The 22,416-nt window shown below is 45.7% G+C and carries 22 protein-coding genes, 3 tRNA genes and 1 pseudogene; 9 read left to right on the top strand and 17 right to left on the bottom strand.

What is annotated here, in order from left to right; translation table 11 throughout:
- Nucleotide 1: 1 nt before the first annotated feature.
- Together tatC and DLM76_RS14620 are read right to left on the bottom strand one after the other, a co-directional pair.
- Nucleotides 2-796 (bottom strand): twin-arginine translocase subunit TatC, encoded by a 795-nt coding sequence (gene tatC / locus DLM76_RS14615; protein ID WP_167450777.1) that lies wholly within the window; start codon nucleotides 794-796, stop codon nucleotides 2-4.
- A gap of 11 nt (nucleotides 797-807) precedes the next feature.
- Nucleotides 808-1,059, bottom strand: coding sequence for a Sec-independent protein translocase subunit TatA/TatB (locus tag DLM76_RS14620; RefSeq protein ID WP_118956788.1), 252 nt, complete (start codon nucleotides 1,057-1,059; stop codon nucleotides 808-810).
- Between the two features lie 165 nt (nucleotides 1,060-1,224).
- Here DLM76_RS14620 and DLM76_RS21580 point away from each other — a divergent pair, with 165 nt between their 5' ends.
- The 7 genes from DLM76_RS21580 (at nucleotide 1,225) to DLM76_RS14655 (ending at nucleotide 7,953) form a co-directional block, all read left to right on the top strand.
- Entirely contained in the window at nucleotides 1,225-1,401 is a 177-nt protein-coding gene (locus DLM76_RS21580; protein ID WP_158586066.1) for a hypothetical protein, read from the top strand.
- Between the two features lie 117 nt (nucleotides 1,402-1,518).
- Nucleotides 1,519-2,334 (top strand): TP0443 family flagellar-associated protein, encoded by an 816-nt coding sequence (locus DLM76_RS14630; protein ID WP_118965671.1) that lies wholly within the window; start codon nucleotides 1,519-1,521, stop codon nucleotides 2,332-2,334.
- A 50-nt stretch (nucleotides 2,335-2,384) separates the two neighbouring features.
- On the top strand, nucleotides 2,385-2,699 hold the full coding sequence (trxA, locus tag DLM76_RS14635; RefSeq protein ID WP_118956785.1) for a thioredoxin: 315 nt from the start codon (nucleotides 2,385-2,387) through the stop codon (nucleotides 2,697-2,699).
- Nucleotides 2,700-2,724: 25 nt separating this feature from the next.
- On the top strand, nucleotides 2,725-4,878 hold the full coding sequence (locus tag DLM76_RS14640; protein ID WP_118956784.1) for a cAMP/cGMP-dependent 3',5'-cyclic-AMP/GMP phosphodiesterase: 2,154 nt from the start codon (nucleotides 2,725-2,727) through the stop codon (nucleotides 4,876-4,878).
- An 18-nt stretch (nucleotides 4,879-4,896) separates the two neighbouring features.
- Entirely contained in the window at nucleotides 4,897-6,027 is a 1,131-nt protein-coding gene (locus tag DLM76_RS14645; protein ID WP_118956783.1) for an acyl-CoA dehydrogenase family protein, read from the top strand.
- A gap of 42 nt (nucleotides 6,028-6,069) precedes the next feature.
- On the top strand, nucleotides 6,070-7,224 hold the full coding sequence (locus DLM76_RS14650; protein WP_118965672.1) for an Lsa36 family surface (lipo)protein: 1,155 nt from the start codon (nucleotides 6,070-6,072) through the stop codon (nucleotides 7,222-7,224).
- Nucleotides 7,225-7,341: 117 nt separating this feature from the next.
- Complete coding sequence (locus DLM76_RS14655) at nucleotides 7,342-7,953, top strand: hypothetical protein (protein WP_118956781.1); 612 nt, start codon at nucleotides 7,342-7,344, stop codon at nucleotides 7,951-7,953.
- A 93-nt stretch (nucleotides 7,954-8,046) separates the two neighbouring features.
- Here DLM76_RS14655 and DLM76_RS14660 read toward each other — a convergent pair whose 3' ends face one another.
- The 15 genes and pseudogenes from DLM76_RS14660 to DLM76_RS14720 all read right to left on the bottom strand — a co-directional run bounded on the left by DLM76_RS14660 (nucleotide 8,047) and on the right by DLM76_RS14720 (nucleotide 20,846).
- On the bottom strand, nucleotides 8,047-9,342 hold the full coding sequence (locus DLM76_RS14660) for an MFS transporter (RefSeq protein WP_118965673.1): 1,296 nt from the start codon (nucleotides 9,340-9,342) through the stop codon (nucleotides 8,047-8,049).
- A 76-nt stretch (nucleotides 9,343-9,418) separates the two neighbouring features.
- Nucleotides 9,419-9,778 carry a phasin-related domain-containing protein gene (locus DLM76_RS14665; RefSeq protein ID WP_406600485.1) on the bottom strand — a complete coding sequence of 120 codons (360 nt, stop codon included), beginning with the start codon at nucleotides 9,776-9,778 and terminating at the stop codon, nucleotides 9,419-9,421.
- Between the two features lie 37 nt (nucleotides 9,779-9,815).
- Nucleotides 9,816-10,388, bottom strand: coding sequence for a bifunctional nuclease family protein (locus DLM76_RS14670; protein WP_010575028.1), 573 nt, complete (start codon nucleotides 10,386-10,388; stop codon nucleotides 9,816-9,818).
- A 55-nt stretch (nucleotides 10,389-10,443) separates the two neighbouring features.
- Nucleotides 10,444-12,315: an alpha/beta hydrolase gene (locus tag DLM76_RS14675; protein WP_118956778.1), complete on the bottom strand. Its 1,872-nt coding sequence runs from the start codon at nucleotides 12,313-12,315 to the stop codon at nucleotides 10,444-10,446.
- 357 nt (nucleotides 12,316-12,672) lie between these two features.
- Entirely contained in the window at nucleotides 12,673-13,134 is a 462-nt protein-coding gene (locus tag DLM76_RS14680) for a DUF6968 family protein (RefSeq protein WP_241548260.1), read from the bottom strand.
- Between the two features lie 128 nt (nucleotides 13,135-13,262).
- On the bottom strand, nucleotides 13,263-14,606 hold the full coding sequence (locus DLM76_RS14685; protein ID WP_118965675.1) for an ankyrin repeat domain-containing protein: 1,344 nt from the start codon (nucleotides 14,604-14,606) through the stop codon (nucleotides 13,263-13,265).
- 733 nt (nucleotides 14,607-15,339) lie between these two features.
- Nucleotides 15,340-15,413, bottom strand: a tRNA-Ile gene (locus DLM76_RS14690).
- Between the two features lie 116 nt (nucleotides 15,414-15,529).
- Nucleotides 15,530-15,639: transfer RNA gene (locus tag DLM76_RS21585), tRNA-Met, on the bottom strand.
- Between the two features lie 116 nt (nucleotides 15,640-15,755).
- A tRNA-Met gene (locus DLM76_RS21590) sits at nucleotides 15,756-15,866 on the bottom strand.
- A gap of 58 nt (nucleotides 15,867-15,924) precedes the next feature.
- Nucleotides 15,925-16,494, bottom strand: coding sequence for an acyltransferase (locus DLM76_RS14695; protein ID WP_118965676.1), 570 nt, complete (start codon nucleotides 16,492-16,494; stop codon nucleotides 15,925-15,927).
- Nucleotides 16,478-16,945, bottom strand: coding sequence for an LIC_11959 family protein (locus DLM76_RS14700; RefSeq protein WP_241548267.1), 468 nt, complete (start codon nucleotides 16,943-16,945; stop codon nucleotides 16,478-16,480). The genes DLM76_RS14695 and DLM76_RS14700 overlap by 17 nt, the downstream gene beginning before the upstream one ends.
- Before the next feature lie 44 nt (nucleotides 16,946-16,989).
- Nucleotides 16,990-18,321 (bottom strand): HEAT repeat domain-containing protein, encoded by a 1,332-nt coding sequence (locus tag DLM76_RS14705; protein WP_118965678.1) that lies wholly within the window; start codon nucleotides 18,319-18,321, stop codon nucleotides 16,990-16,992.
- Nucleotides 18,257-18,745 (bottom strand): response regulator, encoded by a 489-nt coding sequence (locus DLM76_RS14710; RefSeq protein WP_118956773.1) that lies wholly within the window; start codon nucleotides 18,743-18,745, stop codon nucleotides 18,257-18,259. Before DLM76_RS14710 ends, DLM76_RS14705 begins: the two co-directional genes overlap by 65 nt.
- Nucleotides 18,746-18,861: 116 nt before the next feature.
- Nucleotides 18,862-20,106: a 6-hydroxymethylpterin diphosphokinase MptE-like protein gene (locus tag DLM76_RS14715; protein WP_167450783.1), complete on the bottom strand. Its 1,245-nt coding sequence runs from the start codon at nucleotides 20,104-20,106 to the stop codon at nucleotides 18,862-18,864.
- Between the two features lie 165 nt (nucleotides 20,107-20,271).
- Nucleotides 20,272-20,846, bottom strand: a pseudogene (locus DLM76_RS14720) (DNA primase).
- 208 nt (nucleotides 20,847-21,054) lie between these two features.
- Between DLM76_RS14720 and DLM76_RS14725 the strand changes: the two are divergent.
- Together DLM76_RS14725 and DLM76_RS14730 are read left to right on the top strand one after the other, a co-directional pair.
- On the top strand, nucleotides 21,055-21,693 hold the full coding sequence (locus DLM76_RS14725) for a TlpA family protein disulfide reductase (protein ID WP_118965681.1): 639 nt from the start codon (nucleotides 21,055-21,057) through the stop codon (nucleotides 21,691-21,693).
- Nucleotides 21,690-22,373, top strand: a complete 684-nt coding sequence (locus tag DLM76_RS14730) for a type 1 glutamine amidotransferase (RefSeq protein WP_118965682.1) — start codon at nucleotides 21,690-21,692, stop codon at nucleotides 22,371-22,373. The genes DLM76_RS14725 and DLM76_RS14730 overlap by 4 nt, the downstream gene beginning before the upstream one ends.
- The last annotated feature ends 43 nt before the right edge of the window (nucleotides 22,374-22,416 follow it).

Here is a 22,416-nt window from a genome sequence, read left to right on the forward strand (position 1 = left end):
TTTATTCTCTCTCTATCACCTTCATCAAAACGATCGAGACCAGGAACAGTATCGTCAAAGGAACGAACAGGAACAACATGGAAATCAAATCCGGACCCGGTGAAAGAACCGCGGCCGCGATCGCCAGAACGATGATCGCTTCCCTCCACTTCGAAAGCAGGAAAGAAGAACGAATGATTCCCAAACTGCCAAGGAGAATGAGTACAACAGGAAGCTGAAAAGATAAACCGAAAATCAAATGGATGTTAAAAAAAATTTCGTAGTATTCGTCGATCGGAAGTCTGGATTCGATGTCGGGCGGACGAAAGTTGATGAGAAAAATCTTAAGAAGATTCTCGAACGCTTCGGTCCAGCAAAGCCAAACTCCGAACCAGAACAGAAGGGTGCTGAATAAGATCAAAAATTTCCCGTAACGATCGGTTTGGCGATCGAGGGCGGGGGAAATAAATCCCCAGAGAAAAAACAGAACGAACGGAAGGCTCAAGAGGATCGAGATCATAAACGAACTCTTGAGATAAATCATGAACGGAGCCATCAGTTTGATCTGATAGAAGGTCGCCTGAGGACCTAACACGTTCTTATACGGCTGCGCGAGAATTTTGTGGATCTCTTCTCCAAAAAAAAGGGAGATTCCCATAATCACGGCGACGACGAGAAGCGACCGAATGAGAACCATCCGAAGTTCTTCGAGATGATCCCCCAAGGTCATATACTTTTCCCGATCTCGAGAGAGCGATTCTTTCGAGGGCGTCGGACTAGGGAGAGAGGTCGTTTTGGATTTTTTCTTTCCGGCCATTCCGCGGATGGTCAGGCAGATTTGGATTTTTTGGATTTGGAAGTTTTCGCTTCTTCCTTAGGAACGGATTGTTCTTGGCCGATTTGCTGGGACGGTTCGTCCGATTCTCCCGTTAAGGATTTGCGGAAAGAACGGATTCCGTCTCCGAGATCCTTTGCGAGAGAAGGCAATCTCTTTCCTCCGAAGAGTAGAAGAGCGATAAAAAGAATCAGTAGAATTTCAGTCCAACCGAGTGATCCGAAGACTGCCAGTGGTGCTAACATAAGTAATACCTCAAAAACAGCTTTGAAAGCAAAGCCTGATTGTTAGACTTTCCCTTTGCTTTTATCTGTCAAATAGTAAGTAAGGACATTTGGTTCGATCACGGGTTCTTCTTGGAACGCGGAAAACGGTTTCTTTTTTCGAGAATCCGTGAGAAAGCTGATTTTATGGAAATATCTTCGCTCAGTTCCTCCGCAGGCGCCGCTTCTCCCGAAGTCGTTGCAACGCCCGAACCGGTTTCCACCGGGTCGGCTTCTTCTTCGATTTTGCCGGAAAAGCAAGAGGGGATTCTCGTTTCCGATCCGGTTTCGTCCACCGGCGGAATCGTCAATACGCAGGCGTAACTTAGGAAAGAAAATTCCCTGAAAACGAGGGGATTCCCGGCGGTTATATCCATTGAACTTTGAAAATGGCCGATACTCTTAATAGCAAATCCGATTGGGAAAAAAACTGTATTTAGTATGGCACTCACCAAAGAACAAAAGCAGGAATTCGCCGAAAAACTGACGGACTTCAAAGTTTACTTAGACGATCTCAAAAAGGAAAGTAACCTATTTAAGTCCCAACTGAAGAAGGTTCCCAAGCTCGAACCCTATTATCAAATCGCCTTGTCGATCAACGCGATCAAAACGATCAACACCTGTCTTTTGGTCAACGACCTAAGCGTGGCGATCCTCGATATCAAAAGCGATACCTACCTGAATACGGGACGGAAAGAAATTTACAACGCGATCTCCGTAATGGAGAAGATCGTAGGCGCGGACTTCGAAGGAAGTTTGGCGGAAAATAAGGATCTTCTGGCGAAAATTACCGAATTTAGTCCGGTACAAAGATTGAATTTTATCAAAGCGATTCGTCAGGTAACTAACAAAACGATCGATGCGTTCGGAACCAACAGCAAATGGAAATGGAGCTTTCCCGAGATTCATTTTAAGATCGCGGTTTTGTGTAAGAACGTATTCGACTTCCGAGCCTTTGAAAAAGAAAGGGATTTGGAAAACCCGCACTATTATATCAGACAGGAACACTTTAATTTGATTCTCGAATTGTGTAACTACGCCGCACAAGAATACCGCGCCAAGTTCGACCTTTCCACCCAAGACGCAGGGGATCTGAAAAAGTCCATCTCGATGCTCGAGGTGAACCGTAAGATTCTTCAGACGACGGGTGACGGAGAAACGGAAGATCTGGAAAAGACAAAAACATTGATCGAATCTCTCAAAGAGAAAGTCGAATCATTAGAAGCGGATAAAGAGAAAAAGAAAAAGAAAAAATAGACCGAACGAGTCTGATATATATTATAGGAAAAAAGGAGACTGAATCAAAGATGGCATTGGCAGAAGTCAACGATTCAAATTTTAAGAGTGAAACATCCGGAGGATTGGTCCTCATCGATTGTTGGGCGGAGTGGTGCGGCCCTTGTAGGATGGTTGCTCCCGTTCTCGAAGAACTTTCCAGCGAAATGAACGGAACGGTAAAAATCAAAAAGCTCAACGTGGACGATAACCAAGATACGGCGCAGAGCTTGGGAATTTCTTCCATCCCGACACTCTTGCTATACAAAGACGGACAACTTGTGGATAAGGTGATCGGAGCGCTTCCGAAAGCTCAAATTAAGAATTTTATCGAAAGACACAAATAATTCTTTTTCCTTCCATTAACGTACTATGCTGAAAGAAACATACAAAGGTTATACGGAATTGCCTAGAGGAGGGTATCTGATCGATACCTCCGAGGGATACCTTCAAATCGGCTCTCCACCGGAAACGATCAAAGACACAATGGGGTTCGAGAAAAAAACCCCGTTGGTCTTTATTCTCCCGAACAAATTCTTTCACGTTGAAAAGGGAATCAGCACCGCAGAACTCGAATTCCCGATTTATTATAACTTCTTTTTAAGACAGAAAAAAACGTTTATCGTATGTACGGAAGAACAAAGAGTTCAGCTCATCACCGTACTCAGAGAGTCCCTCATGGGACCGGACAACATCAACCTCAAGAGCGAGTATCTCAACGGGGAAGAATCCTTCGGGTTTCCCGATATGAAAGCGGAGATGGCTTACTTCCGCGGATACAAGGGACTCGAAGACGTCGTGGAATTCAAGGTCTTCGACAACGACAATAAAGTATATTATGGAAACGTAATTATTCTCAAGCTGGAAAGCGGAGACTTTCTCATCGAGGACGGAGAAAGAAAAATCGAAGTTCCCGGCGAAGTCGGGTTCAACATCAAATACGATATCGGGGAAAGACCGACCGAACCCTTTCAAGCTCCGATCATCGGAATCACTTGTCTCGGACCGTCTCACGGATTCGATCCGGAGGACAACACCTCGGGCTTCATCATCTGGTTGAACCACCAAGGAATTATGGTGGACCCTCCGGTCAATTCGACCGAGTGGCTGCGTCAATCGAACGTAAATCCGAAACTCATCAACCACGTCATTTTAACGCACTGTCACGCGGATCACGACGCCGGAACCTTTCAAAAGATTCTCGAAGAGAACAAGATCACGATTCACGCGACCGAAACCGTGATGGACAGCTTCTTGCGAAAGTATTCCGCGCTCACCAAAATTCCGAAAAAAGAACTGCAGGAACTCTTTCACTTCCAGCCGATCATCATCGGAAAAGCCACGATGATCAACGGCGGAGAATTTAATTTTCATTATGCGCTTCATTCGATTCCATCGGTCGGATTCGAATTCTTCTTCCAGGATCAATCTTTCATCTACACGTCGGATCATTTGAACGAGCCCGAAATTCACGATAAGATGTATGCCGCCGGAATTCTTCCCGAATCCCGCTGGAAGTTCTTCAAAGAGTTTCCTTGGGAACGTAGAATCATCTACCACGAAGCGGGAATTCCTCCGTTGCATACGAGAGTGAGTTATCTCGCGTCTCTGCCTCCCGAAATTCAGGAAAAGATCACCGTATATCATATCGCGAGAAAGGATATGCCCGCGGGAACCAAACTGAAACTCGCGCGTTTCGGAATCGAGAACACGTTGTATCCGGAAATCACTCCGCCGAAACACATCGAGGCTTATAACCTCTTGGATGTGATGACGCAGATCGATATCTTTCACGGCTTCCCGATCGAAAAGGCAAAAGAATTCTTACTCATCGTAAACGAAGAACGATACAAACGCGGAGATCAGATCATCCGCAAAGGAACTCCGGGTGATAAGTTCTACATCATCGCATCCGGAAACGTAAAGTTCGAGGGACTCAAGCAGGACGGAGAAGGCCCGATCAAACGATACGGAACCTACGAATATTTCGGCGAAGCTTCTCTCGTATTGGATCTTCCGAGAGCGGCGGACGTATATGCGGAGACGGATGTTCTCGCCCTCACCATTGAAAAGAATAAGTTTTTACAATTCATTCGTAATTCGGATCTGAAAAATAACCTAACAAGACTGAACGAAATTCGAGATTCCAACTCTTGGAAAGCGTTGGCCGAGTCGAGACACTTCCGCGGATTGACCAGTCATCAGATTACACAGCTGGAATTGATCATGACCTTGCATAAAGTGAACGCAGGTTCAATTCTTGTCAGAGAAAAAGAATTTTACGGTGATGCCTATATCATTCGCAATGGAAAAGTAAACGTCTATCAGAACGGAAATTTGTTAGCCGAACTGTCCGACGGGGACTTCGTAGGAGAGATATACAACATCTCCAAAAACTTTGTATCGAATTATACGTTTAGAGCTGAAGTAGATACGGAATTATACTCCATTCAGCAGAATGATCTGATCGATTACGTGAAGAAGAATCCCGGCGTTTACATGAGAATGAACACAGTCTATTCGTAGACGCAGGGAGAGATTAGAATGGAAAGAGTCCTTCAATTCACGGAAGAACACGAAGCGTTCCGTGAGATGGCTAAAAAATTTTTCGAGACGGAAGTCGCTCCGCATCATGAATCCTGGGAAAAAGTAGGAATCGTTCCGAAAGAAGTTTGGAAAAAAGCGGGCGCTAACGGACTTCTTTGTCCGAACATTCCCGCCGAATACGGCGGATCCGACGCCGATTTTCTATATAACGTAATCATAATAGAGGAATCCGCAAAAGTGGGAAACAGCGGATTCTTTATTTCCTTACACAACGACGTTATCGCTCCTTATATCTCCTCCTACGCGGATGACGCGCAAAAAAAACGCTGGTTACCGGGGTGCGCTTCCGGAGACAGCATTCTTGCGATCGCGATGACGGAGCCGGGCGCCGGTTCGGACCTCAAAGGAATTCGGACTACCGCGGTGGAAAAGAGCGATCACTACGTGGTCAACGGACAAAAAACCTTCATTTCCAACGGACAATTGGCAAATTTAGTGATTACGGCTGTTAAACATGATAATGGCACGATGTCCCTCCTCATGGTGGAAGAGGGTATGAAGGGTTTTGAACGAGGGAGACGACTCGAAAAGCTCGGTCTGAAAGCGCAGGATACGTCGGAACTTTATTACAACGATGTGATCGTTCCGAAAGAGAACCTGATCGGTAAACAAGGACAAGGCTTTCGATATTTGATGCAGAAGTTGGCTACGGAACGTTTGGTCCTCGGACTGGCTGCCGTGGAAGCGACCGCGCTCGTTCAGAAAATAACCCTTCAATACATCAAGGAAAGACAGGCATTCGGTAAAAAAATCGGCTCCTTTCAGCATATCAAATTTAAGATGGCTGAGATGGCGACGGAACTGGAGATGTGCCGAACTTTCGCCGATAAGGTTACTTTGGATACTATGGCCGGAAAATCGGATACCGCACAGGCTTCGATGGTGAAGTGGTATTCGACCGAGATGCAAAAACGTCATACGGATGAGTGTTTGCAGTTCTTCGGCGGTTATGGTTATATGATGGAGTATCCGATTGCCAGAGCGTATCTGGACGCGAGAATCCAGACAATTTACGCGGGAACGACGGAAATCATGAAGGAGATCATAGGCAGAAGCCTGGGACTCTGAAATAAATTTCCTAAAGTTCCCGTCGAATGAAACGGGATAAAAATGAATACCTGCCGTAACTTTAGCGTAGGAAGAATTCTTCCTATTTTAATTCTATCCTTTGCCGGACTGGTTCCGGCGGGTTCCTTAACCGCACAAGTCACCTGTACCGGACAGGCTTGTACGATCATACCGAGCAGCATTTCTTCCCAGTTCAACGGACTGGAAAATGAGATTCGGACCAAGTATTTGAACGAAGTCGTCAAGTCCATGGCGGATGCGGCTTTGTTGACCACGATCAACTCCTCGATGATGGGACCTGGAACGATCAATCGGTTTCAAATCGGAGGCGGGGTTTCTGCGGCGGGCGTAAAAAACGAAGACATTCAAATTCAATATGCGGGGGTGACTCTCCCGAATCTTCCGAACGGCGGAGCTTCCTTAAGCCCGACTCTGATGGCGGGAGTCAACCTGGGTTGGCTCACCGGAAACGGTCCTTCCGATCAGGAAGAGGAAAAACGTTCCTTTCTTCATAGAATCAATATCTACGTTCACGGATTTCAAGGAAATTTGAATCAAGGCGATCTTAGAAATCTCAACAACCAAACGGACCAATATAGAATTTCGGGAAATTATAATTCTTTCGGCGCGACGGTTCGTTTTCAGCTCATTAAAGAACGTTATACGCGTTTGGACTTTTTCGGTTTTACGGGATTGAGTCTCGGACTTGGATTCCATCGTAAAACCGAAGAAATGAGTTTGGGTTATTCTCCGACCTCGATCCCGAAAGTTTCCTTCGGTCCTGCGAGCGGACGTTGGGACGCCGACTTTACGATGGATTACAGAGCGAAATCAGAATCCTTACCGATTGATATTCGAACCGGCGTGCGCTTGTTTTACTTTCTTACGATTTTTGCAGGAGCGGGAATCAGTCAGAACAGCGGAAGTTCCAATTTGAGCTTGGCCGTGAGCGGTCCTCTTACATTGACTTTGGACGCGGCAGCGGCCGGTTTGCCGATGCAATTCTTACAGGGGTATTCCGCTTCTTCGACCGGAAATCTTTCGATCCGAACTCAAGGAGACGCAAGAGCGAAGGACAGTCTGAACTATTTGATCGGCGGGGTTGAAATCAACCTTCTTACCTTTAAGGTTTTGGTGGAAGGAATGGTTGCGGAAAAGATTTATTCCGCCAACGTCGGCGTGAAGTTCGCACTCTAAATCGACGCGGCACACTTCTTGCATTCTTATTTATATCTTCCGATTTTCATCCCATAGATCTTCGATTTATGGGATGATTGCTTTAGAAGTAAACAGAATGTATTCGAGGGAACCGCAATGATACAAACATCTACAGAATCTTCCGTTCATATTTCCTGCATCCCGAGAGACGATTCCTATGCTCTGAAGGTCAATATCTCGAACAACGAGATCGGAATCATTTACCGAGTGACTGCCGCGCTTTTCGTGAGAGGCTGGAACATAGAAGAAGCCGTCGCGGAAACTTCGCAGGACGGATACATCAGCGATATCTTTATCATTAAGAATGTGGATCGTCTTCCGATGACGGACGAGATGCTGCAGACGATTCATTCCGATCTCAAGGAAATGTTTTTTCAGGGTGTTTCGGTTATGAGTTATCTGGAACGTTTTCCCGAAAAAGCCGAGTATCTGAAGAATAAGGATCGATCCAATATCGAATTGTTTTTATTCAATTCCCACGGAAGCGATTGTACCGTTATGGATCTCCGTATGAAGGACAGACCGGGAATCATCTTTGAAATTTCTCAGCTTCTGTTTCTGTATGGAATCGATATCCTTTCGTTTAAGGCGGTTACCGATTCCGGTTCGGTGCGGGATACGTTTTTGCTGAGACTCGAAAACGGAAGCAAGCTCGAAGAATCGCTTCACTTTGAAAGATTGTCCACCGCATTAAAAACGATTCTTTAATCCGAAATCGAAAATCGGCAAACCGATAATTTGCGCCTATACAAGGTTGAATCGGTTTTGAAAAGCGATTGGAAAGACTCGGCGCTTCGAAAATCAGGAATGTCCGTGACCGGGTTGTTTTAATTTCCAGATAAACGCCAAGAACACGGAGCAGATGATTCCAGAGGTTAGAAAGGAGAGCGCAGGACCGTAACTGAAATAAATCAGACAAAACGCGAACGGAGCCAAACCTCTTCCCAGAGAAGCGAGGCTTCGAAACATTCCTAAGTTCGTGCCTTGTTCCTCTTTTCCGGAAACAAGAGAAACTAACGTGGAAAGGGAAGGGTGAAGCAGCGCGCTTCCCGAAGCCAAAAAGGTGAGCGATATAAAAAGCTGATACGAGTTCGATACGAAATAGAGAAGCCCGAAACCGACGATCAAGAAGAGGGCGCCCGCTCGTACGAGTCTTGTTTCCTTTACCTTGCCGGAAAGTCTTCGAAAGACCCCGCCTTGGATCAAAACGATGATCAATCCAATATATACGAAAGTCAAACCGATCGCGATCGGACTGTAATTCAAAAACTGGCTCAGATAAAAGTTGATCGAAAACTCGAAACCGGAAAACGCGAACACGAACACGAAGTAAAGAAGGGAATACAAAACCACTTCTCTGTTGTTCGAAGTGAATACTCCGATGATCGGATGGATCTTTTTCTTTTCCTGAACTTCCCGATCTACGTTTAAGGTTTCCTTAAACCAGAAAACGATCATCAATAGATTGATCAACGCGATCGTAGCTGCCGCGAGAGCGGAAGCGGGAAACACGGTGAATGAAATGTCCGGAAACGCGAGTTCCAAAAAGCTCAGATCGATTTTTGAAAACAAACCTCCGGTCGGCGGACCCGCGATAAAACCGAGTCCGACTCCGGCTCCGATCAAACCCATTCCTTTCGCACGATCCTTTTCGCTCGTGATGTCTGCCATCGCCGCGGAAGCTACGGAGATATTTCCCCCCATCATTCCGGTGATCACTCTGGAAAAAACGAAGAGGGAAAAACTTCCCGAAAAAAACCAGACCGCGTATCCGAAAAAACTTCCTAAGCTTGTAAATACGAGAACCGGTTTTCTTCCCACACGGTCGGAGATTCTTCCCCAGATCGGAGCGAACGCAAACTGAAGAAGAGAATAAAGACTCGCGACGATTCCACCGAAGAGAGCGACGAATAAGGACCAATCTCCCGACGAGGCTTCCATTAAAATTCTTGTAAGATCGGTGAACTTATCCAAGACCGGATCGCCGGACTTAGCGAGAAAGATTTTGAGTGTTTCGGGAAAGATGGGAAAGATCACGGAAAATCCCATCATATCTATAAAGACGGTAAAGAAGAGGACGAAGGATAATTTATTCATGCTAAGTAGAATGGCCCGAAGACAATAGTCTTCCAAGCCACCCGCCTTGTCTCAACATTTTCGAAAAAAGAATCGGTTATTGGTTTTTACTTAAGAGACGTTTGAGTTCGTCTAAAGTGTTTTTTGCGGTAGCCTTGAATTGATCCGGAATCGAAGCTTCGATCTCTGCGGAAAGACGGATGAAATTCTCCTGAAGTTTGGCGAGCGCTTGTTGTCTGCCTTCCCCGCCTTTGGAAAGAATGTCCGTGGCGTCTTGAACCGTTTTATTGAGAAGTTCGCGAACCTGATTGGCCTTTAGACTTTGATTCGCTTCTCCCTTTTCTCTGAGCTCTTGGTAGATCACATCCAATTCGGAAAGGGATTGCTTGAGTTTTCCTTCTCCGTTTTGAAACAGGGCGATTCCCGCGTTTAAAATGTCCATCAGTAGCTTTTCCAATCTAATTCTCCTCTTTTTCTAAACTGTATCAGGTAAATTAGGAATTCTCGATTAACTTTTTGATCTGATCCCGGATTCTGGCCGCGGTTTCGTAATCCTCGGTTTTCAGCGCGTTGTTCAGGGATTCCTGAAGGATTTCCAATTGGGTTTTCGGAAGTTGGGAAATCTTTTCGCGGGCGATGGATTCTCCCGGAATCTCCTCGTCCTTCATTTCGATTCCCGCTTCTTCGATCACTTTTTTGGCGAGATAGATCGGGGCGTTCGCTCTGAGTGCGAGGGCGATGGAGTCGCTCGGTCTTGCGTCCAATATGATTACGTCTTCGTCTTTACGGAGGGTGATTTTCGCGTAGAATGTGTTATCGATGATTTCTTCGATCGAGATTTTTATGATGCTTACGTTGAGAGTGGTGAGAAGTACGGTCATCAAATCGTGAGTCATCGGTCTCGGCGGTTTGGTTCCGTCCAAAACGGAAGTGATGGAATGGGTTTCGAGCGGGCCGATAAAAATCGGAACCACTCTGGAATCGGAATCGTCCTTTGTTTTTAGAAAAACCGCGAACCCAACGTTGGTCAAAGAAATGTCTGAAATTTTTGCTTCTACAAGATCCATTCCCTTTGGAGGCTATCTTTGTACACCTTTGGTGTCAAATGCTTTACCGGTGAAATCAATCCAGTTTCTGAATCCAGTCGTGAAAACCGGCGCACATTTCCCGGACCGTAGGCATGTGAAATAAAATTCCCAAATGTCCCTGATCGAATTTTACGATTTGATTGTTCGGAGACGGGAGCGCTCTCAATTCTTCTTCCACCGAATCGACTGGAACGATCTTGTCCAAGGTTCCCAAAACGGAGTAGATCGGAAGCTGAAAGTTTCTCTGAAGCTCGGTGTAATTGATCGAACCGTCGAAGGAAAAAAACGCGTGGTCCTTGCTCAGTTGAGAACGGATGAACTGAAGAATCACCTTCGTCGATTCTTCGCAGAAAATATCCTCGATTAGGAAATACCATTCCGGCGGAGAAATCTGTCTGTAACCTACGAAGTCTCTCAGGTTCACCACCTTCGTGCTGAGTTCGAAAGAAACGGTTCTCAGAGAGGAATGAAGACCCAATAAGAACTTAAAGAATTTATTGAGGTCCACGGTCGGAAGAGTGGATTGAAGGGAGAAGGTCGTAAGGTCGAAGATAAAATCGCTGATCGACTTTGCGGGTAAAAGGCTGAGTCCCGTTTTGATCGCGTTCATCCCCGGAATGTTCGTTCCCACGGAAACGAAGTTCGGAGAAGTTACGGAGATGATTCCGGAAATCGCATCTTTCGGATCGGGAAGAGGAACCTTGCTCTGCGGATACTTTGCGACGAAGGTTTCGTAGGCGGCGGTGTAATAGCGGGGAATCATTCCCCCCATGCTGTGTCCCATGACCACGATCTTTTCTTTCGGAAAACTTTCGCGAATCCAATTGAGAACGGCCGGAAAATCCTCTTGGATAAAATCGTCGATGGTCCAACCTTCCTTGATTCCGTTGTAAGGAAGGGTTTGTCTCGAACGGCCCCGCATATCCATGGAGAATACTCGATAGCCGTATTTGAGAGCCATTTCCCGCGCGACCTTGTCCATCACCGATCTTCTACAGAAAAAACCCGGGATCAAAAGAAGGATCTTGCCCGTGTCGTTCGTCTTTTCCGGTTCGAAACGTTTTAAGCTGACCGAAAAACCGTTGTTAGACGGAATGATGTAGCTCGCATCCAGACGATACGAACAGTTATAGGTGTGACAGTCGAAGATGATCGAAGTGACCGGGTGTTGTTGGCCCCCGGTTCTCGTATAATAAAGATGTTTCGCGTAGGAATGAAGATCCGCTTTTTCGATATTCTTTCTTGCGATGTACGGATCGGCTTTGTTGTCCATCTCGCGCGCGATGACGAAGTCGACTACGTCGTAAAAGGAACTCAGCTGTTCGCGGACTTCTTCCCGTTGTTCGTCGGTCATTCTGTCTCTGCGGATTCCCCAGATCATACCGATCGGATTTCCTTTTACGAAGAGAGGAATTCCGGCCGCGTAGTTCATCGTTCCGGAAAGAAGATGTCTTAAGTTCGGGTGAATCTTTTCGTCCTTGAGACTGCTGAAAACAACCTCGGGACGTTTTTTGGTTTCGACGGAGATGATCGCTTCGCGGATGAAGTTTGCGGAAAGATTGTCCGCGTCTTGGATGGAAACCGGAAGAGTTCGGTTAATAAATTCTTGAATATCTTTGAGTCCGATCCGGGTCGCGACCTCTTTCATTTTAAAGTGAGTGGAGGAGGTAACGATTTTGAGGTTCTTGTCTTGGATCGCTTCGAAGACCGCATAGTTGAACATGGGCTGGTTGTTCGTAAACGTCAGAGCGACGATCTTGTTCACGAACGAAGACCATACTTTTTCCAAAAACTTATACGTGTAGTCCGGGATCGGAAAAATGAAGATGTCGTCAGCCGCTACGTTAAGTCCGCTTTTTCCCCGCCGTTTGCGGGTCGCCGGTTTTTTTTCCAGGAGTTCAGCCATACTGATGCCAGAATTGCTGGGAAAATCTCCTCTGCCAACCTGGATTTAAGCAGTTTTGAACCTTTTTTAAGCCGAATATTCTGCGAAAATGATTCAAATATTTGAGAGTCGTTTGCAATTTACGTCGAAGGTTCGAATCGTTTTTATCGATCACGCTTGAAAAACGTTAGGGCGTGCCCATACAACATGGATTCGTTCCTATCAGAAAATTTCGAAGTGATCGCATGTTGTATGGTCGCGTCTCTCCAAGCTCGCGCATACGCGCTCGTCGTCTTCGACGACGCTGCGCGCTTTCCGAACCGCTCACGCGCGGATTGTTAAACGAAATCAAATTTTTGAATGGTGAGGATTCGGTATTTAAAACGACGAATCTCCGATCCAAGATTCCGATTCGAAAGAACCGGATTTCCATTCGATGGTGAAATTTTTCTTTCGAAATCGTTTCACGAATTCTTCCCATCGAATCCGTCTACCGGATGTTACTTGAGGAAGATCGAAATCCCTAGGACGCAAACGTTTGAGTTGCGGGTGTTTCTTTCGAAGATAGGAACTTAAAAATACGCCTGCTAATACGAACGCTTGCCGGATTGCATCGACTCCATCGAAACCGATACTTGTAAAGATCTTGGAAGAGATAGATTCCGGATCGATTCCGAGAATTTGAAAGGGACAATACCAATCCAAATCGGGTTCCGAATGCCTCATCGGTTTGCCGATCTTGATCGTGATTTCGTATTTCCCGCTTTCGAACTGAATCCGAATTTCTCTTTGAGCGATAACGGTGCCAAGTTTGTATTTGGATTTCATCTTAGAGTTCATGAATTGGTTGCTTCGTTGATGTATAATCTATTCAAGCACAATGTAAAATAGATGCGAAAATATCGTTTCTTGCTCGGTCAGGACTATGACCGCCCACACTTTGTAATCGAAGATTTGACCGTTTTGTATCAATCAGACTGAAATAATAGAAACGGTTTTTGGTCGTGTTCAACGCCGAATAGAAACCAAAAGGAATCCGGTTCAAAAATCTGAGAGAATGTTTCCTTTAAAAGAAACGCTAAAAAAGAGTTATAAAGATTTTTGACGATCCAATATTCATTGCGATCTGTTAAATTTAAAATTTCCTCGATTCCTTCGAATGCGTCAGAAAAGTCGATTCCGGTTTCGTACTCCTCAAAAACAGGATCCCCGAAAGGATTCTCTTCGTCCTGATAATCATCCATGTCCTCATCTTCGAAAGATTGATCTGAATCCTGGTTGTCGATCTCTCTTCTAAAAACGATCGAATCCGGAGTTACTTCAAACTGAGTATATCCTCTCGGAAGCGCATAAGCGGAAAAGGGTATCTGTGCGTTTCCGGCCCATTCAAAAACGATCACTAATGCGTCCGGATACAAACGTTCCCATTTCGATTTTAAGTCGGAGAGAGGTTTGGTCACGGATTGGATTAGATTTTTTCGATTGATCTGGGAAAATTCTTTTTGAAGATTTTTCCGAATTTCGATCCGAATTGAGTTGAATGATTCCTTTTGCTCGGCTAAAAACTTTTCAATCATGTAATTGAGTTTTGGATCTTCCGTATTGGAAATGTTTCCATCAAGCAACCGAATCGTTTTTTCTTTTTTGGCGAGATCTCGAGCTTGATTGTCTTTATTATCTTTAAGTTTGGGATCTGCACCGAATTCTAAAAATAACTTTATGAGTTTATCATATTCTCTAAGCGCAGCTTCGTGGAGAACGGTTCGTCCATCCTGATTTTGTGTGTTGATTGCGACTCCACAATTCAATAGAAATTGAGCGCTTTGAAAGCAGTGGTCGTTTATGGTCCAATGCAAAGGAGTTTCGCCTTGATCGGTTTGTTGGTTTGGATCTAATCCGTTTTCCAGTAGGAGCTTGAGAATAGGAACGTGATCTTGAAGAGCCGAGTAATGAACTAGGGAGATTTTTGAATTGGTTTTTGTGTGTAGATCTGCTCCTCGCACCTGCAAAAATTGGAATAGAACAAGTCCTTCTTTTCGTTTCCAAGGAATCTTATAGATAGGTGTGTATCCTTCTCTATTTTTTGCGTTGATATCGGCTCCGTGTTCTAAAAGTAGATGAATGATTTCCAACTTCTCTTTTTTAACCGCGATGTGAAGCGCAGTGTTGTCCCAATCGGATCGACCTCCGAATTCTCCGGTTGTGCATCCAACGTCAGCACCCTCTTTCAAATACTTTTCGATTTTTTTAAGATCGTATTTATATTTATCGACTTCTTTGAGAAAGTGAGAGTTGAGTAATTTTGATTCCATGAAACTAGAATATATAAAATGATCGGAAAGTCCGACCGCTGGATAATCTGACGAGTTATTTACAACGTGTCCTAAAACTTGCGGAATAACCCTAAACTCATAAATTCCTTTCTATGGATCGCGAAATTGGGCGGTTCCGCCTCTGCGGATAGGGCTCTTCGCTCCAATCTGTAAAGCAACGTAAAATAATTCCGTAATTTTGAAATTCATGTTATAAATGTTGCATTGAAGTATTTCCGCTTTGATCCCTACCACCTTGTGAGTTTATACTTTGTAGGAGTTCCTACTTTAATATTTTGTGGGGACTCCCACATTCCTTTCTTTTATTTGCGAAATAATCGTCCACAACCTGTAGAAAAAATTTGATTGAATAAAAGATTCGTTTCTATCGGTCAATCTGCGATTGCTATTTTTCGAGATTGGTTAATTACAGATTTGTTGAGCCTAATAAACGGGTAGCTTGTATCAAAGTAAAGTAAAGTGAAGGACTTGCCGTTACGCAGTCTCGCATCCTTGCGAGACAGAAACTCAGCAGATTCTTCCCGACGGGTCAGAATCTATCACGGCGTCTTTCTTGCGGGCTCATCCATCCTGGATTCGCTTCGCGTTTGTTACGCTCCCTATGGGTCGCAACAAAAGCTCAAAATACTCTCGCAAGAAATCTTCAAGTTCAACTGGGTGACTTTGTTCTAGTTGCGGATTGGATTTTGTTTTAAGGAAAGTTTTACTCGTTTGGGCCCAGAAGGACTTGAACCTTCGACCCGCAGATTATGAGTCTGCCGCTCTAACCAACTGAGCTATAGGCCCTGAGAGTCTCCAGTTTTTCTAAGAAGTCTCATTCTTCAAGTGAATTTCTACAGAAAAGTGAATTCAACGATTTGGATTTGTAAATTAGATTTAGGTAAATGGAAGTTTCACTCGCTTGGACCCAGAAGATGGATGCCGATCCATAGAGAGGCATCCGCTGAGTTTTTCTGAACCTTCGACCCGCAGATTATGAGTCTGCCGCTCTAACCAACTGAGCTATAGGCCCTGAGAGTCTCCAGTTTTTCTAAGAAGTCTCATTCTTCAAGTGAATTTCTACAGAAAAGTGAATTCAAAGATTTGGATTTGTAAATTAGATTTAAGTGGATGGAAGTTTCACTCGCTTGGGCCCAGAAGATGGATGCCGATCCATAGAGAGGCATCCGCTGAGTTTTTCTGAACCTTCGACCCGCAGATTATGAGTCTGCCGCTCTAACCAACTGAAGCGATAGGCCCGGAGTGTTTCCGGTTTTTCCGGGAAGTCCCGTTCTTCATGTGAATTTCTAGGAAGGGATCAAAAAGAATCCGAGAGAGTGCGGAGAAAGTTTTTCGGAGTTTGGAAGTAATCCGAAATCGTTTGATTGTCGGAATCGAATCCGAGATAGATGGAAACGATTTTTCCTTTTTGTTCCAAGAGATAATAACGAACCGTGAGAGGGTTGCCCGATACGATTTCTTTTCTTTCACCCGCGACGATTTTGATTCCGCGTAAATCGGGAACGGGAATATCCTTCGATTCGGGAAATAATTCTTTCAGTAAAGCGGAAAGCGCTTCTTCCTTGGAAACCGTTCCTTCCCATTCGCGGAGAATCATCATCCAAGCTCTTCCCTGTCTCGGGATTATTTTCCAGTGATTCTGCGTTCCCAACCGTCTGACTTCGCACTTTTCCGGAAAGCGGATCTTGACGAGATCCGCAACGAACGGAGTCGATTCCTTGAGATACGAAAGATTCGGATCCAACGGATCGAGCGCACTCAATTCTCGATGCGACAAGGCGGAGAATAATAAAAGAAGAATCCACACAACGAATGAATTCTTCGCATGAGACCTGAACTTCAGAAGTCTTTCAATAAATGATTTCATCCAGAGCGAGTTCCCTGAATTCCACAAGATCGTAAACGGGAATCGAGAACCGATCCTTTTTTTCCTCTAAGCTGACCGCATTCGCTTTTTTGAAAAGTGGAATCGTCGAAACTTGGAATACGATCAATCCCTCCCATTTGCCGCGCACTTCGTAGGCGGCTCCTTCCGCGAGTTTACGAACTTGTCGCAATCTCGATTTGTCGAATTTATTGATTCGATATTTGTAATATACCGTTTCACCGTTCCAATCATAAAAGACGGCGTAATTTCCTTTGAGTTCCTGAAAGAAAAGCTTGAACGTTTCGGGAAACTCGGGCGAGGAAGAAGATAAGGATTCCTTAATGTCCGCGACACGGGGTTCGGAGTAGGGGATCGAGGCTCGATACGTGGCGGCCGCACGATGAACTTCCTGCGCGGCGATCGGATCGAACCAGATCCAAAGGCAGAACAAAAAAAACCAAAGAGTCTTTGTTCCGCTAAGAAGGGAAGACAAGGTTAGTCCTCTAAATCTTCGGATTCGGATTTGCCTCCGCTCGATCCCGAAGAAGGTGCGTTTCCGCCTCCGCCTCCGGAAGAAGGAGAGGTTCCGCTTTCAGGAGAGGAGTTCGAGGTTCCGGGTAACGGGGAAGAATCTCCCGAACGAATCGGTCTTTCCTTGTTTCCCGGTTTGAACTTCGGAGAATCGGATTCTTTGATATCAACGTCGCCGCCGGATTCTCCTTTTTTCAATTTTTCGATCGCGGCTTTGGCGGCTTTTTTGACCTTTTCGCTCGGATCTCTTTGCGCCTTGTATTCTAAAATTTCCAGAACGGACATGTCTCCCGTGTCCGTTAGATGTTTGATCGCTCTGAGTCGAACGACCGGATCGTCGTCTCTCGCATACGCATACAATTCTTCTAATATATCCTTGTCGCCCATGGAGACGAGAGCCGTGACGGAATGGATCTTCAGCGGTTGAAAGTCCTTGACTTCGTTCTTGCTCTTCAGGTTTCGAATTTTTTCCAATTCTTCCTTGATGGTAGGCATGGAGGAAATCGATTTCATCTTTCCTAATGAACTTACGGAAAAGCTTCGCAGAGTGATCGGTTCTTTCGAATCCTTATAGATCTCGAGAAGCTGACCTTCCGCCTTTTTATCCTTGCTCTTTCCGAAGAAGAGGGCGATCTGCGCGCGGATTTCCGGATCGTTAAAACTTTCGCCCAAACGCGCGAGCAAAAAGGAAGAAGCGTCGTCTTGCGGAGGAAATTCTCCGAGAGCGTCCAAAAGTCCCACGGTAAGATTGGAATTTTTGGTAAAGTCTTGGGTTTTCAGGATTTCAAAAAGAATCGGTGCGGCCTTTTCGAGTTTCAATTTTTTAGTAGCGTAGATCGATTCGCGCTGAACGTCCGCTTGTTCGCTTTTTAACAGCTTGAGAATCGATTCCCCGTATTGCGTGAGTTTCAGTTCGGCGACGGTTCGAATCGCGTAGACCCTCATCATCCAATCCGGGTCCTTATCCAGAATTTTACCGAGCTGATCGATCAAGGCGCCGGAATGTTCGGGTGGAAAATCCTCGAGTTCTCGAAGAGCCATGGCTCTTTCTTTCGTGGTACCGAATTTCAAAACCTGAAGAAGGATTTCCTTCTTCTTTACGAGCTGTTCTTCGGAGAGTTTTTGGGGTTTTGTCTGTTGAGGAGCGGAAACGATCGCAGTTCCCGCACAGATAATAAGAATCGAATATGCAAAAAATAGAATGTATTTCACGAAGATACGGATCGTTGTTTCAGGTTTCGTGCTGGAGTTTTTGGTTCTGTTCTTCCAGCTCTTTGATTTTTCTGTTGAGTTCATTGATTAAGTGTTGGTTCTCTAAATTTTGGCGGAACTTTTCGATTAAAAACCGAATGTCTCCCGTGAGTTCTTCGATGTTCCAAGGTTTTTCCACATAACGGCTTAAACCTCCGTAGTTGATCGCGTGGATCGCGGAATCGAGACCTGCTTGGCCGGTGAGCATGATCTTGATCGAATCGGGAAGCCGTTTGTGGACTTCTTCCAAAAACTGGGAACCTTTCATGCCGGGCATCACCTGATCGGCGATCACCACTTCGATCACATACCCCGAGTTTTGGATTTCCTCCATCAGAGCCAAACCGTCTTCCGCGCTGCTCGCGGTTTCGATTTCGTGGCTGTCACCGAATTCGTTTCGAAGCTGCTGCTGGATCGTTTCCAGTACCGATACTTCATCATCGACACAAATGATATAACCTTTATTCATAATCTCCGTTCCCGAATCGGAAAGTCTCTTCAGAAAGAGAATTGCGTCGGTTTCCGCGGAAATGTCAAGAGGTTATATCCATTTCGAGAGAATAACTATTCCGGCAAAACGGGGATTCACACGAGCGGAATGCTGAGAATCCGGGCCGAGAAATAGTTCTTTCCGCCTAAATCCGGCTGTGCGATGCAAAATCGAATCCACTGATCCGAGTCGATTTTTTTCGGGTTCTCCGCAATCAAACCGTCCGCAATCGATCCGCTTTCCTGTGCCGAAGAATCAGACACGAAATCGGACTCAAAAAGTTCCGGGGATTCTTTTTTTAGCAGTTCCAAAATGGAGAATCTTCGTTCCCAGGATTTCGTTTTTTGAAAACGAAGACGAGACAAACCTACTTTGCGAGAAAGAAAGAATCGGTCGAACGCTTCGTATCCGCTGGAACGGCAATGCGTTCTTCCTCCGCTTCGTTGAAAGTCCACTCCTTTCAGAAGAATTCTTCCGTAAGAAAGTTGTTTGGCGAACGACACTGCAATCCCCGCCATGTTCAAGGACGGGTTTTCCAACAGAGGCGCTTCCGCAAAAAAGAGAGAACGGAGAATTTGGTCGAGAGGATGGGTGGAAAAATAAATCCATTTCGGATTGGGAAGATCGAACAAATACGACGAACCTCCGAGCCAGGTCAGGATCGGAATTTCGGGAGGAAGAATATTCCGAAAATGGAATATGGTTCCGCGCGAGGAATCGATGCTCAACACCGCGTCCGGAAAAATCCCCGAACCCAAAAGCCAGCCGAGGGACGTGTCGCTCGCGAGAAGATGAAATCGATTTCGGTGTTCTCGGATCCAATTGGTTTCGTCTTCCAGGGAAGGGCTCGCTCCGGTGAACAAAAGAGTCTTATCCCGAAAGAAATCCTTCTTTGCTCCCGCGACGATCGAGGAAGAATTCGAATTCTTGAATATACTCGAAAGATTCCGCACAAAGTTGCGGGTCCAGATTTTTTGGAAGTAATCCTTGGCGGCCTGGTTTTGCGAAATCCGGCTTTGGGAGGTTTGTTTGAGAGAATCCAGAAAACTCAGCGCCAAATCCTGAAACTTACGGGAATAAACGGGGTGTAAGAACGGGGTCACTTTGTCCACCCCTTCGAAAAGCCAAGAGGACAAGGGTTTGGATAAGAATTCCTCAAGTCCGAAGATCATCCGAATCTTGTGGCCTTCCGCTTCGTAAGACTTGGAAATCCGTTCCGAGAATTTTTCTGCGATCGGTTTTAATGCGACGACGGGTTCCAGGATCAGAACGTTTACCGGTTCGGGAACCCGTTTGAGAAAGGATTCCACGTGATAGCCCAAACCGAATCCGAAGATCAGAACTGTTTCGCGCTGGGAAGCAGGGATGGGAATTTGTTCGGAGATTCTTTCTCCTTCGGAAGTAGGGTTGAAGCGGGAATGAAAAAGGAAACCCGATCGGGTTTCCTCTAAGTTTAAGGTGCCGTTTGGATTGGAAACGAGACGGTAGATAGGCGAAGGAACCTCTTAGTCCTCTTCCTTTTCGGATTCTTCTTCCTCTTCTTCATCCTCGTCGTCTTCGAGGTCGTCATCATCATCGTCCTCGTCTTCCTCATCCTCGTCATCTTCTTCGTCCTCATCGTCGTCGCTGTCGAGAGAATCTTCGTCTTCATCTCCGTCGAGGATCGGACGAGGCGCTTCTTCCGGAATGAAATCCTCTTCGGTGTCTTCTTCCGCGATCGGCGCTTGCGGAGCTTCGAAAAGTCCGTTGAATTTAGAGTAGGATGCGTTGCTGAGATTGGCTTCTTGATCCAGCTGAATTCTTTCTTCTCTGGTGAAGTATTGGTATTGCACTTCTTCGCTTGCGAGTGCGAACATCGCCTGAACGGCTAATTTTCTGCTTTTGATTTTTTTGGGCAGTTCGAGTCTTTCGATCCGGTCCAACGTATGGAATCCGGCAACTGCTCTTTCATATTTGTTGCGTTTTGCTAATTCGATAAGAGTTACGATGTCAAATTCAGGATTTTGGTTCATTCGGATTCCCTGGTAGATTGGAAAGAAGCTTCAAAATACCATGAAACTAGGGGAGAGAGGGATGTCAACCGCTTATCCGCGCGATTTCGAGGAAACTTCTTTTTGGAGAGCCTAGAAAAATTCTTTGGAAACGGTGAGAATTATGTCTCATTGGACCCAGGCCGGAATTCACTTTTGATGCTTTGAATTTAAAGTTTGTGGGAACTCACACAGGGGCGGGGGTTCCAACTTTTGTCCTTGAATTTACCAACGGAAAGCTTTCCTCTGGTATTATCCATGAATTCGGAACCCGTTTTCCGTCCTGTTTTTTCTCGTTTCACCGGAAGTTATGTATCATTGATGAACCGCATTTTCCTTTTTGTACTTTTTAGTCTTTTTTCCAGCTTTTGCGCCCCGTCGGAACAACCGAATCTCGGAGTTCAGGACTTTCAGGGAGTTACCCTGGACGGAAAGACCGTCCGACTTTCCGAAGTCGCAGCTCCGCGTTTGGTCCTAAACGTCTACGGTCCGAACTGCGTGCCTTGTATCAAAGAAATTCCCGCGCTGAATTATCTGTATCAGGAAATGCAAAAGGATCCGAAGATCCAATTCTATATGGCGGTGGACCCGGCTCTCTTTTTCGACGAACCGGAAACGATGTCGGAAGAAGAACTCTTAACCAAGGCCGTGCCTCTGGTGAAGGAAGAAATCCAGAAATACGGAATTCAAGTCCCGACTCTTTTGATGAAGAAACCCTTTCGCGTAAGCCGAACCGGCTCCATCATCACGGGAACTCCGGAAACGCTACTGTTTAAAACGAAACCATTCGTTCTCTATTATAACTTTATCGGGCCGATCAGCGAAGAGGCGAATCCTCAAAGACTTTCCGTCGATCAGAAACTGCTCTTTTTCAAAAGGATGGCCGGATCTTCATGAGAAGTTTAATCGTACGCTTCAAAGACTGCGAGGGTCCGGGGATCATTCTCGATTCTTTAAAAGAAAGAAATTATAGAGTCACCTATCACAACGCATACGACCCGAGGGTTCAACCCCTTCCGGACGCGCATCTCGTGTTCGACGTGATCGTTTTGTTAGGCGGTCCTCAATCCGTCGCCGATCCGGAACTCGCGCACTTCTTCGAGCCTTGGTTCAATCTGGTGCGTTATGCGGCATTGATGCCCAATCGAAAGGTCATCGGAATCTGTCTCGGATCGCAGATTATTTCCAAGGCGCTCGGCGGGGAAGTCAAACGCGGAGAGAAAGGACCGGAGATCGGTTTTTACGACGTTCAAATCCAAGAACCGCATTCCGTTTTAAACGGAACTTCTTCCTTTCCCGCGTTTCATCTGCACGAGGACGTGTTTTCGATCCCTCAGGGAGCGAAACATCTTCTCAAGAGCGAGATGTATTCGAACCAGATGTTCTCGTATCAGGATCGGATCTTCGGGATTCAGTGTCACTTGGAAGTGACGGCTCCTATGCTCAAGGTTTGGCAAGGGGTTCATGCGGATTTTATCCGCTCGGCGGGCTGGGTGCCCGGACCGGAAACGGAACATCTGAGGTCTCAGATGGAAACGTCCGGTCGCAAAATTTTCGACGCGATTCTGGATCTGTGAAACCGGAATCGGCAACGCCATTTTAAAATACGACTCAAACGGA

The sequence above is a fragment of the Leptospira yasudae genome (assembly GCF_003545925.1).
GTDB lineage: Bacteria > Spirochaetota > Leptospiria > Leptospirales > Leptospiraceae > Leptospira > Leptospira yasudae.

Coding starts and splice junctions, on each gene's coding strand:
- DLM76_RS14630 (WP_118965671.1), top strand. CDS start 1,519: ATGGCACTCACCAAAGAACAAAAGCAGGAATTCGCCGAAAAACTGACG.
- DLM76_RS14685 (WP_118965675.1), bottom strand. CDS start 14,606: ATGGAATCAAAATTACTCAACTCTCACTTTCTCAAAGAAGTCGATAAA.
- DLM76_RS14660 (WP_118965673.1), bottom strand. CDS start 9,342: ATGAATAAATTATCCTTCGTCCTCTTCTTTACCGTCTTTATAGATATG.
- DLM76_RS14670 (WP_010575028.1), bottom strand. CDS start 10,388: ATGGATCTTGTAGAAGCAAAAATTTCAGACATTTCTTTGACCAACGTT.
- DLM76_RS14695 (WP_118965676.1), bottom strand. CDS start 16,494: ATGAAATCATTTATTGAAAGACTTCTGAAGTTCAGGTCTCATGCGAAG.
- DLM76_RS14620 (WP_118956788.1), bottom strand. CDS start 1,059: ATGTTAGCACCACTGGCAGTCTTCGGATCACTCGGTTGGACTGAAATT.
- DLM76_RS14710 (WP_118956773.1), bottom strand. CDS start 18,745: ATGAATAAAGGTTATATCATTTGTGTCGATGATGAAGTATCGGTACTG.
- DLM76_RS14680 (WP_241548260.1), bottom strand. CDS start 13,134: ATGAACTCTAAGATGAAATCCAAATACAAACTTGGCACCGTTATCGCT.
- tatC (WP_167450777.1), bottom strand. CDS start 796: ATGGCCGGAAAGAAAAAATCCAAAACGACCTCTCTCCCTAGTCCGACG.
- trxA (WP_118956785.1), top strand. CDS start 2,385: ATGGCATTGGCAGAAGTCAACGATTCAAATTTTAAGAGTGAAACATCC.
- DLM76_RS14640 (WP_118956784.1), top strand. CDS start 2,725: ATGCTGAAAGAAACATACAAAGGTTATACGGAATTGCCTAGAGGAGGG.
- DLM76_RS14645 (WP_118956783.1), top strand. CDS start 4,897: ATGGAAAGAGTCCTTCAATTCACGGAAGAACACGAAGCGTTCCGTGAG.
- DLM76_RS14725 (WP_118965681.1), top strand. CDS start 21,055: ATGAATTCGGAACCCGTTTTCCGTCCTGTTTTTTCTCGTTTCACCGGA.
- DLM76_RS14655 (WP_118956781.1), top strand. CDS start 7,342: ATGATACAAACATCTACAGAATCTTCCGTTCATATTTCCTGCATCCCG.
- DLM76_RS14730 (WP_118965682.1), top strand. CDS start 21,690: ATGAGAAGTTTAATCGTACGCTTCAAAGACTGCGAGGGTCCGGGGATC.
- DLM76_RS21580 (WP_158586066.1), top strand. CDS start 1,225: ATGGAAATATCTTCGCTCAGTTCCTCCGCAGGCGCCGCTTCTCCCGAA.
- DLM76_RS14705 (WP_118965678.1), bottom strand. CDS start 18,321: ATGAACTCAACAGAAAAATCAAAGAGCTGGAAGAACAGAACCAAAAAC.
- DLM76_RS14675 (WP_118956778.1), bottom strand. CDS start 12,315: ATGGCTGAACTCCTGGAAAAAAAACCGGCGACCCGCAAACGGCGGGGA.
- DLM76_RS14650 (WP_118965672.1), top strand. CDS start 6,070: ATGAATACCTGCCGTAACTTTAGCGTAGGAAGAATTCTTCCTATTTTA.